Here is a 14,794-nt window from a genome sequence, read left to right on the forward strand (position 1 = left end):
GGATGTGCAAATTGCGACCACAACGTGACGATCCACCGAGTTCCGGCCAATACGTTCATTATGCACCGCTTGTGCAATCTTGCGGATTCCGGACAATCGTTGACGCAAATCGAGACATCCCCAAAACCACCAATACCACAAATGGGGGATGCGCGAGACCAAACCGCCCGACATGCTCCGCCAATCAAGTAATGGGGGAAAGTCATGTGGGAATTCCGGAAACGTACCGTGCTTATGGCCGGTGCCTGTGTAATCGCTTTGTCCGCCTCACCGGTGCTGGCGCAGGAAGCAATCGATGATGGCGCGCTCGAAACCATCGTAGTTGTTGCACGCAAGCGTGCAGAGAATGTCCAGACAGTTCCGATTTCGATCACCGCGATCACCGGCGAGGGCCTGCAAGCGCGCGGCATCGCCCGCGTCAGCGATTTGGTTAGCGCTGTTCCGAACCTGTCGCAGGACGGCGGCGGATCGGTCATCGGGGCGATTGGTATTCGTGGTATCGTCTCGCAGACCCGCAATATCGGTTTTGACAGCGGGCTCGGGGTCTATGTCGATGGCGTGCTGGGCGTGCGGCCCAACTCCTTCGATCAGGAACTGCCCGACATTGCCACGCTCGAAGTCCTGCGTGGGCCGCAAGGCACCCTGTTCGGCCGCAATACGACCGCTGGCGCGATCAACATCACCACGCGCAAGCCAGATCTGGAAGCCTTCCACGTCGAAGCCCGCGCAGCCTATGGCAATCTCAATCAGGCCGAAGGGAGCGTGTATCTCACCGGCCCACTTGCACCGGGCAAGCTCGGCTTCAAGATAGCCGGGTCCATTGCATCACGCGACGGCTACATTCGCAATTTGTTGTCCGACGACAAGCTCAACAATCTGGACCGCAAGTCCCTGCGCGGTGGGCTGTTCTGGAAAGCCGGAGACGATGTTGACGTGTCATTGGGTGGAAGCTGGCTGAAGCAGGCCGACCGGCTGCTGCTGGGCCAGGTCGCTGACAACACCAGAGGCGGCCTTGCCGGCCTGCCGGGTTTCTTTGACGACCCCTATCTCGTGGCGCAGGACGCAGGCAGCCTCCAGACACGTGAAATCTGGACCACCAACCTCAATGTCGATTGGCGGTTGGGCGACTATACGCTCACATCGATCACCGCTTATGGTGACAACAAATCGCAACTGCTCGATGATGACGATGCACGGCCGATACCGCTGTCGACATCAAACTTTCAAGACGGCGCACGGCAGTTCACGCAGGAACTGCGACTTGCCTCGCCCGGTGGTAAAAGCTTCGATTACCTGATCGGCCTTTACTACCTCCATCAGGATGCCGACGCCGATCGCGCGACCAGCGTTTTCGGCCCTCCCGGCCCGGGCGCGTTCCTTGGGGCGATTTCCAGCATTTCCACGCTCAAGACCGATGCCTACGCAATCTTTGCAAGCGGCAATCTGCGCCCGGCCGACGGCATCACGATCAGCGGTGGCCTTCGCTACAATATCGAGACGCGCAATCTTGATTTCCGGCAGACCAATACGTCGTTCGTACCGCTGCCGAACCTGACCGCACAGCTTGACCGCAAGGACGAAAACCTGTCGGGCAATCTTAGCGTCACTTATGAATTCGCCAGCAATGCGCGCGTCTATGCCAGTGTCGCGCGCGGGTTCAAGAGCGGCGGCTTCAACCCCGATATTGTTGGCAGCACGGATATCAGCTTCGGTCCTGAGAATGCATGGAGCTACGAAGCCGGCTTCAAGGCAGACCTGCTTGACCGCAAGCTGCGCGTCAACGCGGCGGCTTTCTACACCGATTACAAGGACTTGCAGGTCTCAGCTTTGGTCGGCGCGGCCTTTCAGATCCGCAATGCAGCCGCGGCCAAAATCAAGGGCTTCGAAATTGAAGTCACGGCGAAGCCCGTGCGCGCGTTCGAATTCAACTTTGGCGCGGGCTATACCGATGCGACGTACGATGATTTTCCGGGCTGCGGACCGGGCCTGAACTGTGCGGGCAACCGCCTGCCGTTCGTGCCCAAACTCTCCCTCAATGCGGGCGGTCAGTTGACCCTGCCAGTGGCTGAGGGATCGCTTGTCCTGCGCTCAGACCTGTCGTGGCGCAGCAGCGTGTTCTACGAAGCGAGCAACGTGCCCGATGGCAAGCTTCCGGGCTACGTGCTGGTCAACGGACGGATTGGCTATACCTTCGCCGATGACAAGCTGACGGTTGCGGTGTTCGGGCGAAATCTGTTCGACAATCGCTATCGCGACTTCTCGTTCTATCTTGCGCCATTCGATCAGCGCATGGTGCGTTGGGCTCCGCCGCGTACATACGGGCTCGAGATCAGCACCCGCTTCTGACGTCCGCCGGCTGCCTCATCCGGGGCAGCCGGTCACCCCCTACAATCTTTCCGAGTTACACACATGCGCAAACCCCTCCGCCGGACCCTGCTTGCTGCGTCAGCCCTCGTACTTGCTGCGGCAATGCCTGCCCATGCCCAGTTCCAGGATGCGATTGGCAAAGCTCCTCCCGTCCCGGCAGACGTGATCTATACCAATGGTCACGTCCTGACACCGCAGGGGTGGCGCGAAGCGATTGCTGTGGCCGATGCCACCATCCTTCGAACTGGCACCGAAGCGGAACTTGCCGAACACCGCAACGCCTCTACGCGCACCGTCGACCTTGGGGGACGCACGGTCCTGCCCGGCCTCATCGACATGCACGTCCATGCCGTTGATGCAGGACTTCAGGCAGCAGGGTGCATTTTCCCCCAAGGCGCTGCGATGGCCACCGCGATCGCGAAGGTCAGACAGTGTGCCGCCCAGGCAGCGCCGGGCGCCTGGATACAGGGCGGGCAGTGGGACTCGACCTCGCTAGGCAAAATCGCACCAAGCGCCAAGCTGCTGGACGCCGTGGCGCCGAACAATCCCGTGGTCTTGCATGACATCAGCCTGCACAGTGTTTGGGTGAACAGCGCAGCCCTGAAACTGGCTGGCATAACCAGCACCACGCCCAATCCTGCGGGCGGCGTGATCGAGCGCGACGCCAAGGGCAACCCCACCGGAGTCCTGCGCGAAACCGCAGCCATCGCTTTGCTCAACAAGGTCCCTGCGCCAACGCAGGAGCAACGGGTTGCCGCGCTGGAAAGCGCGACACGCCAGATGCTGGCTCAGGGCATCACGTCCTATGAAGAAGCGTTAATGGCCACGGCAAATGCCCGCGTCTATGCCGCGCTGGCCGACCGTGGTGGTCTCGTTCCCTATGTTCGCACCTGCATGTGGGACAACGATCAGGACCTGATAGCGCAGCGCAATCTCTACGCCCGGCCCCGCCTTGATCTGGGTTGCGTCAAGATGATCCTCGATGGTGTCCCGACAGATGCCCACACCGCGGCAATGATCGAACCTTACGCCGATGCAGATCACAGGCTTGGCCCTGACCGGCAGAAGGGCACGCTGATCATCGATCCTCAGGATATCACCGCAAAGATCGTCCGATACGATGCGGCGGGCCTCACTGTGAAGCTTCACGCAGCAGGCGATGCCTCCGTGCGCGCGGCGCTCGACGGGATTGCCGCAGCCCGTCAGAAGAATGGCATATACGGCCCGCACCACGAGATTGCCCACGCCAATTTCATTGCGCCGCGGGATGTGGCGCGGGCTGCTCAACTTGGGGCGACCTACGAATTCTCGCCCTATCTGTGGTTCCCCAGCCCTCCGGTGAGAGACGTTGTACGCTCAGTCGGCGCGGCACGCATGGAGCGATTCACGCCGGTGCGCGATGCCTTGGAAGCCGGAGCGCGGGTCGTGCTTGGATCGGACTGGCCGGTCATTCCTTCGATGTCGCCATGGGTCGCGATCGAAACCCTTGTTACGCGGCAGGCACCGGGCGGCAGTCCCGAGGTCTTGTCGCCGGGCCAGCGCATCTCTGTGGGCCAGGCCGTGACGATGCTGACCAGCAGCGCTGCCAGCCAGCTTGGCATCGGTCACCGCGTCGGCTCAATCGAACCAGGCAAGCAGGCCGATTTCATCGTGATCGACCGCGACATTTTTGCCGTATCACCCACGACTATTCACCAGACGCGTGTGCTGCGCACGGTGGTGGCGGGCAAGGATGTCTACGCCACGCAATGGGGCGGAGGCTGGCATGTAGTGCCAGCCTCTGTCACGCTACCTCGGCGTTCCGTGCCTTCACACCAAGGTACTCCCTTGCCGCTGCTCCGCTGACAACGGGACGTCCAACCGATGCTGCCAATGCGATCGCGGCTTCTACAAGTTCGCCGTTACGCAATTGGGTGGTTCCACTCACGTCCTCTTCACCCACCCGAATGTGACCGCCCTTCTCGAGAGCATAGCGCGCAACCGGTGTATCGAGAACATTGTCTCCCTGGGTTGCAATCAGCCAAGGCAGATCAACGCCTTCCAGCGCTTCCAGATAGGCATCGAGCGCCTTGACGGTGGGAGCAAGAGCATTGCGCACCGTCGGCTCCCTGTTCGTCCAGACCTTGTACCGTCCGCCAAACCAGATCTTCACCATCGTGCCTTTGGGCAACAGGCCGCGTTCGGCATATTCCCGGATCCAGTAGCACATCGATGGCGTATAAATGCCCAGCGCAAGGGGTGTCTGATGCTTGTTGGCAAGCATCACAAGATCATGCGCTTCGGAATAGGTCTGGCCATTGACCCAGGAATTGTTGGGCAGCCCTGTCTCGTCCATGACAGCGAACACGGTGCGCCCGAGTTCAACAGCGATCATGGTTAGGCAGCCAGCTTGCGCAAGCGCGGGGTAATGCTGGTGGACCTCGGCGTGGGTCGTGCCCGTCAACAGCGGCGCAGGATAGATCAGGGCGTGTGGATGTGTGGCGAGTATCTCCTCATTCATCCGGACAACCTGCGCCACCTGCTGCTCGATCGACAGGTCTATGTCCTGATGGTGATGAATGATGCTTGCCCCTGCATCGAGCGAGGCGCGCGCTCCAGCCAGCGTCGGTCCATAAAGGCTGCGCTCGCTTAGTGCAGATCTCGCAGCCTCAACATCTATCGCTGGCGAGGCGTTATCTGCCAGAACTGCAATACCCCCCGCCTTTTCCAAGGAGACGGCGGCTTCCACGATGACCGGAGTTTCGGAGCCCGACATGACAACTTCCTCTTCCAAGCGGTGACCGCTTCTATTGGAAGTCTAAGATTGCCGTGTGCCAAGCACAACGCAACGGCCTCAACCTTGAAGCCACATTTCAGGCTGGGACAAACCGATGACATCGGGATGCGTTGCGTGGAGCCGCGGGCAGCTCCGCAGTTCAGCCGACAGGGTGATAGCGGCGATCAAAGTAGATCAGCCCACCCTCGCCTGTGCCTTTGAGGATCTCGCGCACTTCACCCATCACGATGCTGTGGGTCGAAGCCTCGATCATCATCGAAACGGTGCAAGCGATCGTCAATTGCGCCACGCCCAACCCCGGCAGATCGAGTGCGGTGCGCACCAGATCGCCTGCCTGATCGAAGCGCCGGGCCATGGGTAATGCCGGATCGGCAAAAAGTCGTGACAGATCCTCTTGCCCGGCCGCCAAGACATTGACCGCAAACGCACCATTCTGCGTCAGCACGTCATGCATCCGCGACGATCGGTTGATACAGACCAGCATCGATGCCGGGCTATCGGAAAGCGAGCAGACAGCCGTGGCCGTCATCCCGTGCCGACCGGCCGGTCCGTCAGTCGTAATCACGCTTACTGCCGCACCGAGCGTTGCCATTGCATCGCGAAAGCTCGGACTTTGGCGCGGCTCACCGCATGAAGAGGCCACCGTTTGCATCCCAAACTGCTCCATTGGCAAACGCCGCGTCGCGGCCGGCCAGATGCACCGCGGTGCGGGCGATAAATCCTGTGTCCCCAAGGCAGCGCACGGGAATGGTCTCGACCAATGCAGACAAGGCCGCAGCAGGTACCAGTTCGTGCACGGCCGGTGAATCGAGTGGTCCCGGCGCGATGGCGCTGACGGCTACGCCCGATGGCCCCAGATCGCGTGCGAACACCTTGGTCAAAGTGATGATCCCACCCTTCGACGCGGCATAATGCGCGCCGGTTGCGGTGCCACCGTTTTGCCCGGCAAGCGAAGCCATGTTGACAATGCGCCCGTATCCCTGCGCCTTGAACAGCCGCCCGAAGACCTGACAACCGATGAATGTGCCCCGCAAATTGACCTCGACGACCGCCGAGAACTCGTCCGGGTCGATCTCAAGCACGGGTCTGGCTTTGGTCACTACCGCGTTGTTCACCAGCGCATGAACGCTGCCGAACTGCGCGAGCATGGCATCGCGCGCGGCTTCGAACTGGGCTACATCGCGCACATCGAGTGTTATGCCAATCGCTGTGCGGCCTTCCGGGTCAAGGCTTGCGGCAAGCGCGTGCGCAGCCGCCCCATCGACATCGGACACGCCCACATGCCAGCCCGCGCTGTGAAATGCGCGCGCCAGAGCCTCGCCCAGACCACGCGCAGCGCCGGTTATGAGGACTGTGTCAGCGCTCACCCCTCAAAGCTCCGGAATGACGAGTTCGCGGCCGATGCGTGCCTCGAAGCGCATGTAGCGCCACAGGCGATAATCATCGACTTCGATCGTGCGCAGCAGGTTGCAAGCGGCTACCACGCTGTCGCGGTTCGGCATGTCAGCAAGAATATAGAACGTCCAGGGCCAGCCGGTGGGCGATGTGCCGACCATCGTCTCATCATCGTCGATCGTGCCCAGAATGGTCACACCCGGCAGATCGCGGATGCTGCGCAGCAAAACGCCTGTCGCAGCCCAGACCTTGCCGATCTCGCTTGAAGGCAGGTCAAAGAAGTTCTGCAGCACGGCTCCGCACAGGAGGACACGCAAGGGGCGGGTTGATGTTTCGGTCATAGCAGTTGATCTCCGCGATCAGGGGAAGCCGGGGGGCGGGGTCAGCCCGAAGAGCACTTTGCCAGCACTTTCGAAAGTGCCGTCGGCCAGAAAAGCGTGCTGCGGCACGATCATCGCATCGTGCATGTAGTGCGCCACGGGATGGCCTTCGAAGATACCAGTTGTCCCGCTCATGCGATAGACGGCCGTTGCCACGTCCGATCCCGCGCGTGCCGCATGACTAGCGCCCAGGCGCAGCATCGCAATCTGCTTTGGTGTCAGGTCATCACCGTTTTGCAACACGTCGAATGCTTCTTCGGTGGTCTCATAAAAGAACGCACGCGCAGAGCGCAGCGTTGCTTCGGCGCGGGCAATATCGCTTTGAACGTTTGGCCGGTTGGCCAATGTTGGCGCTCCGGTGATGGATGTGCGTCCCAGCGCATAGTCCATCAGCTCCTCGATCGCGGCACGGCCTACGCCGAGCGCGACGACAGCCAGAACCTGCGCGGCGAGTGCCATCGCTGGATAGCGGAATAGCGGGCCATCGAGGTTGGACTTGCTCCCACGCACGAACGTCCATTCGCGCGGCACAATGACCTTGTCCACGACCACGTCGTGGCTGCCCGTACCCTTGAGACCGATCACATTCCAGTTGCGCACGATTTTGGCCTTGTGAGCAGGCATGACTGCAACCAGCGGCAGACGCCCGGTCGAAGCGTCGCCTTCCACCTTGATGCCAACGCCGATGTAGTCCGCGCCCGTGCTGCCGCTTCCCCAACTCCAGCGGCCATTGACTTCCAGCGCATCGCCGATCGGCGTTGCCGCTTGTGGCGGGAAAATCATGCCGGAAAACACCACGTCCGGGCCATTGGCATACATCTCCTCAAGCGAGGAGATCGGCAAAGAGCCGAGGTAGGTTGCCGAAACACCGAAGCTTGCCACCCATCCTGCCGATCCGTCGGCCTGCGCGATGCGCTCGATCATACGCAGGAACGCGGCGGGTGAAACTTCGTCACCACCCAGCTTTTTGGCGACGCAAGCCCGATAGACACCGGCCCGCTTCATCATGCCGACCACATCTTCGCTGATCTGCTGCTGTTGCGAAAACTCGCCTCGCCGCGCGCGGCACGCGGCAAGCAGTTCCGCCATCGGGTCTAGAGCATCAGTTTGCTCAAGAGGTGCAGCTGCCATCGGATCCTCCGTTTACGTGCCAGGTTTGTGCGCGGGCATTTCCCCCGCGGTCTGGTGACCAGCATTTGCCGCCAGATACTGCGCAGTTGCTATGCATTTCGCGCAGCAAAGCTGGTTTGATTTTACAGCAACGGCATCGTGATGGCTTTCACCTCGGTGTAAAGCTCGATTGCGCTATGGCCGAGTTCGTGCCCGTACCCGGACATCTTCCAGCCACCGAAGGGCACCGCCGGATCAAGGATGTTGTGCGCGTTGATCCACACATTGCCAGCCTTCAGGCCACTGGCAAAACGGTTCGCGGCATGAAGATCGCTTGTCCAGACACTGGCACCAAGGCCAAAACAGGTGTCATTGGCCAACCGCAGCGCTTCTTCTTCGGTGTCGAATGGCAACGCGATCACCACGGGGCCAAACACCTCGTCGCGGAAGATGGTCATTTCCGGCGTGCCATCGGCAAGGACGGTCGGGCGGTAGAAAAACCCGTCACCTTCCGGCACTGTCCCGCCCGCCACAAGGCGCGCGCCCTGTGCCAATGCACCTTCCACAAATCCCTTCACGCGGTCGCGCTGACGCGCGGATATCAGCGGCCCCATTTGCGCCTGCGGGTCATCGGACGTGCCCAACGTCATGCCGTTGGCTGCTGCAGCAAGGCCCTGGACCACATCTTCATAAATGCTGCGATGGACAATAAGTCGCGAACCTGCCGTGCACACCTGTCCATGATTGAAGAAGATTGCGCCCGCCGCACCTTCGACCGCCATTGGCACCGGACAATCGGCAAGCACGACGACGGGGCTCTTGCCGCCCAGTTCCAGGCTTAGCCGCTTCATCGTCGAGGCAGCCCGCCGCTGGATGTCCTGCCCTGCGCTGGTCGATCCGGTGAACGCGATCTTGTCCACATCGGGATGTTCGACCAGAGCAACGCCCACCTCGCGCCCGCCCGTAACGATGTTGACCACGCCGGCCGGAATGCCGGCCTCATCCACCAGCCGCGCAAGATAGAGCGCGCTGAGCGGAGTATCCTCGGCCGGTTTGAGGACCACCGTGCATCCTGCCGCCAGAGCCGGAGCAATCTTCCAGATCGCCATGACCAGCGGGAAATTCCACGGGATGATCTGCCCCACCACACCCACAGGCTCGCGCACCGTGCGCGCTGAGAACTGCACGTCCGGAATGTAGGAGAACGACGGCGTAATTGTCGTCCCCTCGATCTTGGTCGTCCAGCCAGCAGTGTAGCGCAGCGAATCAAGCGCAATGACAACATCGCCATAGCGCGCAGCTGGCAGTATCTTGCCGGTATCGCGCGCTTCGAGTTGCGCGAGGATGTCGGCGTCGCGCTCGATCAGATCGGCGAGCCGGTGCAACATGCGCTCACGCAGTAGCGGCTTGAGCTTGCGCCATTCGGGGGCATTGAAGGCCTTGCGGGCGGCAATCACCGCAATATCGACATCTTGCGCGGTGCCTTCGGCAACAGAGCAAACGACCGCGCCGGTCGATGGGTCGACGACGTCACGTCGTGCACCACCAACGGCGGGCACATCCCGCCCATCGATCCACAAGCCGAGACCGGAAGCCAAAAATGTCTCGGCGATTGCTTCAGCGCCTCGCGCTTCATTTGCACCACTTGCCATTGACCCACACTCCCGATGCATGGCCCATGCGGCCCGTCCTCTTGGGCTAGAAGCGGATGCAACCGACTGGCTATCCGATTTGCGCAACAGGTGTGCCGAAACGGAAGGGCCTTCGACTCCTCGCTTGACTCATCACGGTAACACGTGTGTCTTCTCCTCGGAGACGAAGACGCTGCGTGGCTTGAAGGACGCAAGGCCGCGCCAGCCAAACCGGACGGAGCAGGGTCGTGCTTGCATCGCTTGCCCAAGCCAATGTGCCCGGCGTGTCGAGCCTGTGCTCGAACGATGCAGAAGTCGTGCACAACGCCCTGTCACGCCAACTGTCGCGCCACAGCTTCGATTGCAGCCCCGGCATACGGCTTGATGCGCGCGTCTACAGCGCCGAAATTGGCAGCATCCAGATCGTCGATCTGCAATATGGCGCGGATGTCGGCGTGTCCGCCGAACTTGGCGATGACCATATCCTTGTCCATCTCGCGCTCGACGGCGAAACGACGATGTGGGCAAACCATGGAAAGATCATCCTGCGCCGCGACGAGATGATTGTGTCCTCGCCGGGAACGCCTTTGCGTGTGGAAATGACGCCGCAATGTCGCCATCTCGCCGTGCGCCTGCCGGTCGCCACTTGCACTGAATATCTTTCGCGCGAACTGCACATTCCCGTCAGCCACCCGCTGGAGTTCTATTCCGGCAACCACGCCGCGCGCGAATTGCCGCTCGTCTGGCGCGAGATGATCCATCACATCAGTGCCCAGTTGCGCCTTGGCCCTAGCATCATGGCCAGTCGGCGGCTGAAGCGGCAGTATGAAATGGTCCTGGCTGAAGTGCTGCTGGGCAACTACACCAACAGCTATTCCGAACAGATTGCGCTGCACGGCAATGACATTTCGCCACGCCATGTCCGTCGGGCGCGAGAGATCATTCATCAGTCTCTGGACGACACGATCTCGATCAATGCATTGGCCACGCAAGTCGGCGTTTCGGTGCGATCGCTGCAGAATGGTTTCCGCGATTTCCTTGGCCTGACGCCGCTGGAATATGTGCGCCGCCACCGGCTCGAACGGCTCCACGCCGCGCTCATGGTTGGCAGTGGCGATACAAGCGTTACCGAACTTATGCTGGAATGCGGGATCGTCAATTTCGGACGCTATGCCCAGTATTATCGCCAGCAGTACGGCTGCCTGCCCTCTGAAACGCTGCGCCGCCGCGTTTAGGTGATGGTCCTCCCGACGACGGACCGGCCAGGTTTCGTTTGTGGCGCACCGACTGCCCCAAAGTACTTCCCGATTGTCCTGCACGGCGCCTTGGCCGGTGTCCGGAACACGCATCGGTCTATACAAATCACGCTTCAATCGTTGCCGACCGGCTTATTGCAGAAAGATCTGGCGGAGCAGGAATCGGCACAAATCAGGGGTTCCCTGTCCTCGCCATGCCAAACGCGAAAATCCTGTCCGAATTCGGAAGCGTTATGCAATTGAAAATGTCGCCGCTTTCATCGATTCTCGGTCACATCTGATAACAAGCACGCCAATCGGACGGATGTCCGTGCCAATGCCATTGTCTGTCGAGCCCATTTGCACGACTGACTGCTCGGGCCGGTCAAAGGGGAGCACGCCACACTATGTATGCAGATCGACTGAAGGGGCTACCTCTCTTCATGGCAGCATTGGGGCTGCTGGTCAGCTCTGCTGATGCCCGGCCCGCAAAGAAGGCAGCGCCGCCCAAGGTGCCAGTCCTTGCCACCGAGGACGTGACGCTGGTCGAGTTGAAAGATCGCATGCCGCCGCACTGGGTGGTGGTAAACGATGTCGTGTTCACCCACCTGATCGACGGGCGCAGCTACATCGTCGATGCCGACAGCGGGACGTATCTTGGCACCGTTCCGGGCGGCCATTCGCACGTTGGCGTGCAGTTCACGCCCGATGCTTCAACCTTGTTGATACCTGCCACGTTCTTCTCGCGCGGCAGCCGGGGCGAACGAACCGATGTCATCACCTGGTTCGGCCTGAAGGACCTGATGCCTGGCGCAGAAGTCGTGATCCCGCCCAAGCGTGTGCAGGCTCTTCCCTTGCTTTCCTCGATCCCGTTGACCGACGACGGGCGCTTCATGCTGATCTACAATTTCACGCCAGAGCAGACGATGACCGTCGTCGATGCTGCGGCCAAGACGCTGGTTGGCGAATTCGAAACGCCGGGCTGCGCCCTCGCGCATATGACCGGTCCGCGCAGTTTCATGATGCAATGTGCCGATGGCAGCATGCAATCAGGCGCGCTCGCCGAAGATGGCAAGATCACCCTGGGTGCCACCACGCCACCCCTCTTCGAGCGCGAAGATCCGGCGAGTGACAAGCCTGTGCGGATCGCGTCAAGCCGCTGGTTGTTCATCACCTTTTCGGGCGCTGTTGCCGAAGTCGACAATGCTACCGGCACGCCGACGCCTGGCGCACGCTGGAAACTGACGGCGGCAGGCGAAGAAGCGTGGCGTCCCGGTGGATTGCAGCCTTACGCCTATCATGCACCCTCAGGGTTGCTTTATGTCCTCATGCATGAAGGCGGCCCCGGCACCCACAAGCATCCCGGCACCGAAATCTGGGTGTTCGACGTCGCTGCCAAAAAGCGCGTTGCTCGCCTGCCGCTCGAAACGCCATCCACGGCCGTATCGATCAGTAACGATGCCGATCCATTGCTTTACACAGCCCTGTTCGGTTCCGGCACGCTCGTCGTGCGTCGCCCCTCGGACGCTGCGATCCTTCGCAAGGTCGAAGGGCTCGGTTCGGACATTACGTTGATTCAGGCCCCGCCGGTCGCTCCCGCCGCTGCGACGGCGCCATGAACGACCCGATCATCCTTTGGCTGGGCGGGCTCGGTCTTGGTGCCCTGATGTTGGCAAGCGCTTTGCACAAACTGCGCGATCTGCGGCAGTTTTCCGGCGCGGTGACGGGCTACAATATCGTCCCGGCTGTGCTGGTGCCTTTGGCAGCGCCGCTTCTTGCCATGGCAGAACTTGCCGCTGGCCTTGCGGCGCTGATGGTGCCCTTTGTCGCTTCTGTCGGAAAGACAGGCATGATCGCCAGCGCCGCAATCCTCATGCTTTACGCAACAGTGATTGCCTTCAACATCGCGCGCGGCAACACGGCGATCGACTGCGGCTGCTTTGGCTTCGGCGCACGTGGACCCGGTTTGCGGCGCGGCATGATTGTGCGCAACATTGCCTTTGCGGCGCTCGCCCTGCCCGCCGTTGTTGAAGCGGCGTCGCGCGAATTTGTCTGGCTCGATGCGATCACCCTGCTTGGCGGGCTGATCGTGCTGGGTCTTGTCTATGCGGGCGGCGAACTCTCGCTTGCCCTTCCCACCAAGGAGACTGCGGCATGACGAACGCCGTGATAGCTGCGCTGATCGCGCTGTGGGCACTGGTCATTGGCCTGTGCCTCGTCGTCATTGCCCTGCTGCGCCAGGTTGGCATGTTGCATGAACGGCTTGGCCCGGTCGGGGCGCTGGTCATGCCGGGCGGTCCGGCTGTGGGCGATGCGGCACCCTCGTTCGAGCTTGCGGCAGTGGATGGCAGGGCGGTTCGGATCGGCGGCGCAAGTACCGCTCCGCTCACGCTGCTGTTCTTCCTCTCGCCCAGCTGCCCCGTTTGCAAATCGCTGCTGCCGCTGGTCAAATCGGTAGAGCGTGAACGACGCGGCGCGCTTCAGGTCGTGCTTGCCAGCGATGGCGACATGCCCGCGCAGCTCGCCATGATCAAGCGTGAGAAGCTCGAGGCTTACCCGCTCGTGCTTTCCACGCCGCTTGGTCTTGCCTATCAGGTCTCGAAGCTGCCTCATGCAGTGCTGATCGATGCCGCCGGGACGATCGTCGCCAAGGGCCTGGTCAACAATCGCGAACACCTTGAAAGCCTGTTCGAAGCGCACCGTCTGGGCGTAGGATCACTGCAGGATCTTGCGGCCCGCACTATGGCCGAGGCTGCGGAATGACGGGCAAAGCACCGAACATCAACAGGGATATCAACCATGCGCAGATTTGATCGTGCGGCAGAATATCTGGCGCGGTCCACCGCCCGAAATACCTCGCGTCGTGGCTTCATCGGACGTCTTGGCGCGATTGTCACCGCCACCGGCGCGGCAACGCTTCTCCCGATCTCCCGCGTGCGTGCTGAAAAGGCCGCCGTGCCTATTCAGGTTCAGGAAGAAGGCGATCCCAATTCGTGCGATTACTGGCGCTATTGCGCGGTCGATGGGTTCCTGTGTTCATGCTGCGGGGGTTCGGCATCATCCTGCCCGCCGGGGACTGAGCCTTCACCGATCACCTGGCTCGGCACGTGCCGCAATCCCACCGATGGCCGCAACTATGTGATCAGCTACAACGACTGCTGTGGCAAGGCTGCCTGCGGCCGCTGCAATTGCAGCAGGGACGAAGGCGCAACGCCGGTCTATCAGCCGACCACGGCCAATGATCTTGATTGGTGCCTCGGCACGCAGACTGGTGTGGCCTATCACTGCTCGCTCTCGGTGGTGACAGGTCCGGCGGACTGACCGCGATGGCCTATCCGCTGCCCCTGTTTGCGCTTGCCGCTTCGGTTGTCACAGCAGTGGCGGCTACCGTCGCTGCGGCAAGCGCGCCGGTCGCGATCCGTCCGGCAGACATGGTGGCCAAGACCCGGGTCGAAGTGGACTATGCCCTCCATTGCCAGGGCTGCCACCTCCCTGACGGGCGCGGCATCGCTGGCAAGGTGCCCGATCTGCGCGCCTCGCTCGGTCGGTTTCTCGAAGTGCCCGGCGGACGCGCGTATATCATGCAGGTTCCGGGCGTTGCCACATCCCGGCTGGACAATGACGGGACGGCCCGCCTGCTCAATTGGCTCGTGGTAGAGATGGGCGCTCCCGCTTCCTGCAAGCCCGCACCTTTTACCGCAGCCGAAGTTGGCGCCCTTCGCGCAAACTGGCTGCGCACGGCCCGCCCCGTGCGCGAGCGTCTGATGCAGCAGATTGGTGCATTGCCGATACCGCAGGCACGCGCGCGGCGCCCGACTTGCCCCACCTGAACTTATACCTTCCGGGTATGATCCATGCGATAATCGCGCATATTTGACGCGTCCCGTTCTGTTTATGACG

14 protein-coding genes are annotated in these 14,794 nt (G+C 61.4%); 8 read left to right on the top strand and 6 right to left on the bottom strand.

Features of this window, described 5'->3' with window-relative positions:
• The first annotated feature begins 204 nt into the window (after nucleotides 1-204).
• Both GGQ88_RS12660 and GGQ88_RS12665 read left to right on the top strand, forming a co-directional pair.
• A complete protein-coding gene (locus tag GGQ88_RS12660; RefSeq protein ID WP_183613793.1) occupies nucleotides 205-2,346 on the top strand; it encodes a TonB-dependent receptor in 2,142 nt (713 codons plus the stop codon).
• Between the two features lie 63 nt (nucleotides 2,347-2,409).
• On the top strand, nucleotides 2,410-4,212 hold the full coding sequence (locus GGQ88_RS12665; protein ID WP_183613795.1) for an amidohydrolase: 1,803 nt from the start codon (nucleotides 2,410-2,412) through the stop codon (nucleotides 4,210-4,212).
• Here GGQ88_RS12665 and GGQ88_RS12670 read toward each other — a convergent pair.
• The 6 genes from GGQ88_RS12670 to GGQ88_RS12695 all read right to left on the bottom strand — a co-directional run bounded on the left by GGQ88_RS12670 (nucleotide 4,151) and on the right by GGQ88_RS12695 (nucleotide 9,680).
• Nucleotides 4,151-5,122, bottom strand: coding sequence for a 3-keto-5-aminohexanoate cleavage protein (locus GGQ88_RS12670; RefSeq protein ID WP_183613797.1), 972 nt, complete (start codon nucleotides 5,120-5,122; stop codon nucleotides 4,151-4,153). The two genes, GGQ88_RS12665 and GGQ88_RS12670, sit on opposite strands and share 62 nt — an antisense overlap.
• A gap of 160 nt (nucleotides 5,123-5,282) precedes the next feature.
• Nucleotides 5,283-5,810: a flavin reductase family protein gene (locus tag GGQ88_RS12675; RefSeq protein WP_425490446.1), complete on the bottom strand. Its 528-nt coding sequence runs from the start codon at nucleotides 5,808-5,810 to the stop codon at nucleotides 5,283-5,285.
• Nucleotides 5,767-6,510, bottom strand: a complete 744-nt coding sequence (locus GGQ88_RS12680) for an SDR family NAD(P)-dependent oxidoreductase (RefSeq protein WP_183613801.1) — start codon at nucleotides 6,508-6,510, stop codon at nucleotides 5,767-5,769. The genes GGQ88_RS12675 and GGQ88_RS12680 overlap by 44 nt, the downstream gene beginning before the upstream one ends.
• A gap of 3 nt (nucleotides 6,511-6,513) precedes the next feature.
• Nucleotides 6,514-6,879: a hypothetical protein gene (locus tag GGQ88_RS12685; RefSeq protein ID WP_183613803.1), complete on the bottom strand. Its 366-nt coding sequence runs from the start codon at nucleotides 6,877-6,879 to the stop codon at nucleotides 6,514-6,516.
• An 18-nt stretch (nucleotides 6,880-6,897) separates the two neighbouring features.
• Nucleotides 6,898-8,049 (bottom strand): acyl-CoA dehydrogenase family protein, encoded by a 1,152-nt coding sequence (locus tag GGQ88_RS12690; protein ID WP_183613805.1) that lies wholly within the window; start codon nucleotides 8,047-8,049, stop codon nucleotides 6,898-6,900.
• Between the two features lie 122 nt (nucleotides 8,050-8,171).
• Nucleotides 8,172-9,680: an aldehyde dehydrogenase family protein gene (locus tag GGQ88_RS12695; RefSeq protein WP_183613806.1), complete on the bottom strand. Its 1,509-nt coding sequence runs from the start codon at nucleotides 9,678-9,680 to the stop codon at nucleotides 8,172-8,174.
• Nucleotides 9,681-9,907: 227 nt separating this feature from the next.
• Here GGQ88_RS12695 and GGQ88_RS12700 point away from each other — a divergent pair, with 227 nt between their 5' ends.
• The 6 genes from GGQ88_RS12700 (at nucleotide 9,908) to GGQ88_RS12725 (ending at nucleotide 14,724) form a co-directional block, all read left to right on the top strand.
• A complete protein-coding gene (locus GGQ88_RS12700; RefSeq protein ID WP_183613808.1) occupies nucleotides 9,908-10,894 on the top strand; it encodes an AraC-like ligand-binding domain-containing protein in 987 nt (328 codons plus the stop codon).
• A gap of 443 nt (nucleotides 10,895-11,337) precedes the next feature.
• Complete coding sequence (locus GGQ88_RS12705) at nucleotides 11,338-12,513, top strand: amine dehydrogenase large subunit (protein WP_246385947.1); 1,176 nt, start codon at nucleotides 11,338-11,340, stop codon at nucleotides 12,511-12,513.
• Nucleotides 12,510-13,052 carry a MauE/DoxX family redox-associated membrane protein gene (locus tag GGQ88_RS12710; RefSeq protein WP_183613810.1) on the top strand — a complete coding sequence of 181 codons (543 nt, stop codon included), beginning with the start codon at nucleotides 12,510-12,512 and terminating at the stop codon, nucleotides 13,050-13,052. Before GGQ88_RS12705 ends, GGQ88_RS12710 begins: the two co-directional genes overlap by 4 nt.
• Nucleotides 13,049-13,657 carry a methylamine dehydrogenase accessory protein MauD gene (gene mauD / locus GGQ88_RS12715; protein WP_183613812.1) on the top strand — a complete coding sequence of 203 codons (609 nt, stop codon included), beginning with the start codon at nucleotides 13,049-13,051 and terminating at the stop codon, nucleotides 13,655-13,657. Before GGQ88_RS12710 ends, mauD begins: the two co-directional genes overlap by 4 nt.
• A 36-nt stretch (nucleotides 13,658-13,693) precedes the next feature.
• Nucleotides 13,694-14,215 (top strand): methylamine dehydrogenase light chain, encoded by a 522-nt coding sequence (locus tag GGQ88_RS12720; RefSeq protein WP_183613813.1) that lies wholly within the window; start codon nucleotides 13,694-13,696, stop codon nucleotides 14,213-14,215.
• Between the two features lie 5 nt (nucleotides 14,216-14,220).
• The gene (locus GGQ88_RS12725; protein WP_183613815.1) at nucleotides 14,221-14,724 is read left to right on the top strand and encodes a cytochrome c family protein; all 504 of its coding nucleotides are present in this window, start codon (nucleotides 14,221-14,223) and stop codon (nucleotides 14,722-14,724) included.
• The last annotated feature ends 70 nt before the right edge of the window (nucleotides 14,725-14,794 follow it).

Origin of the sequence: Novosphingobium hassiacum (assembly GCF_014196055.1) — a bacterium.
Lineage (GTDB): Bacteria > Pseudomonadota > Alphaproteobacteria > Sphingomonadales > Sphingomonadaceae > Novosphingobium > Novosphingobium hassiacum.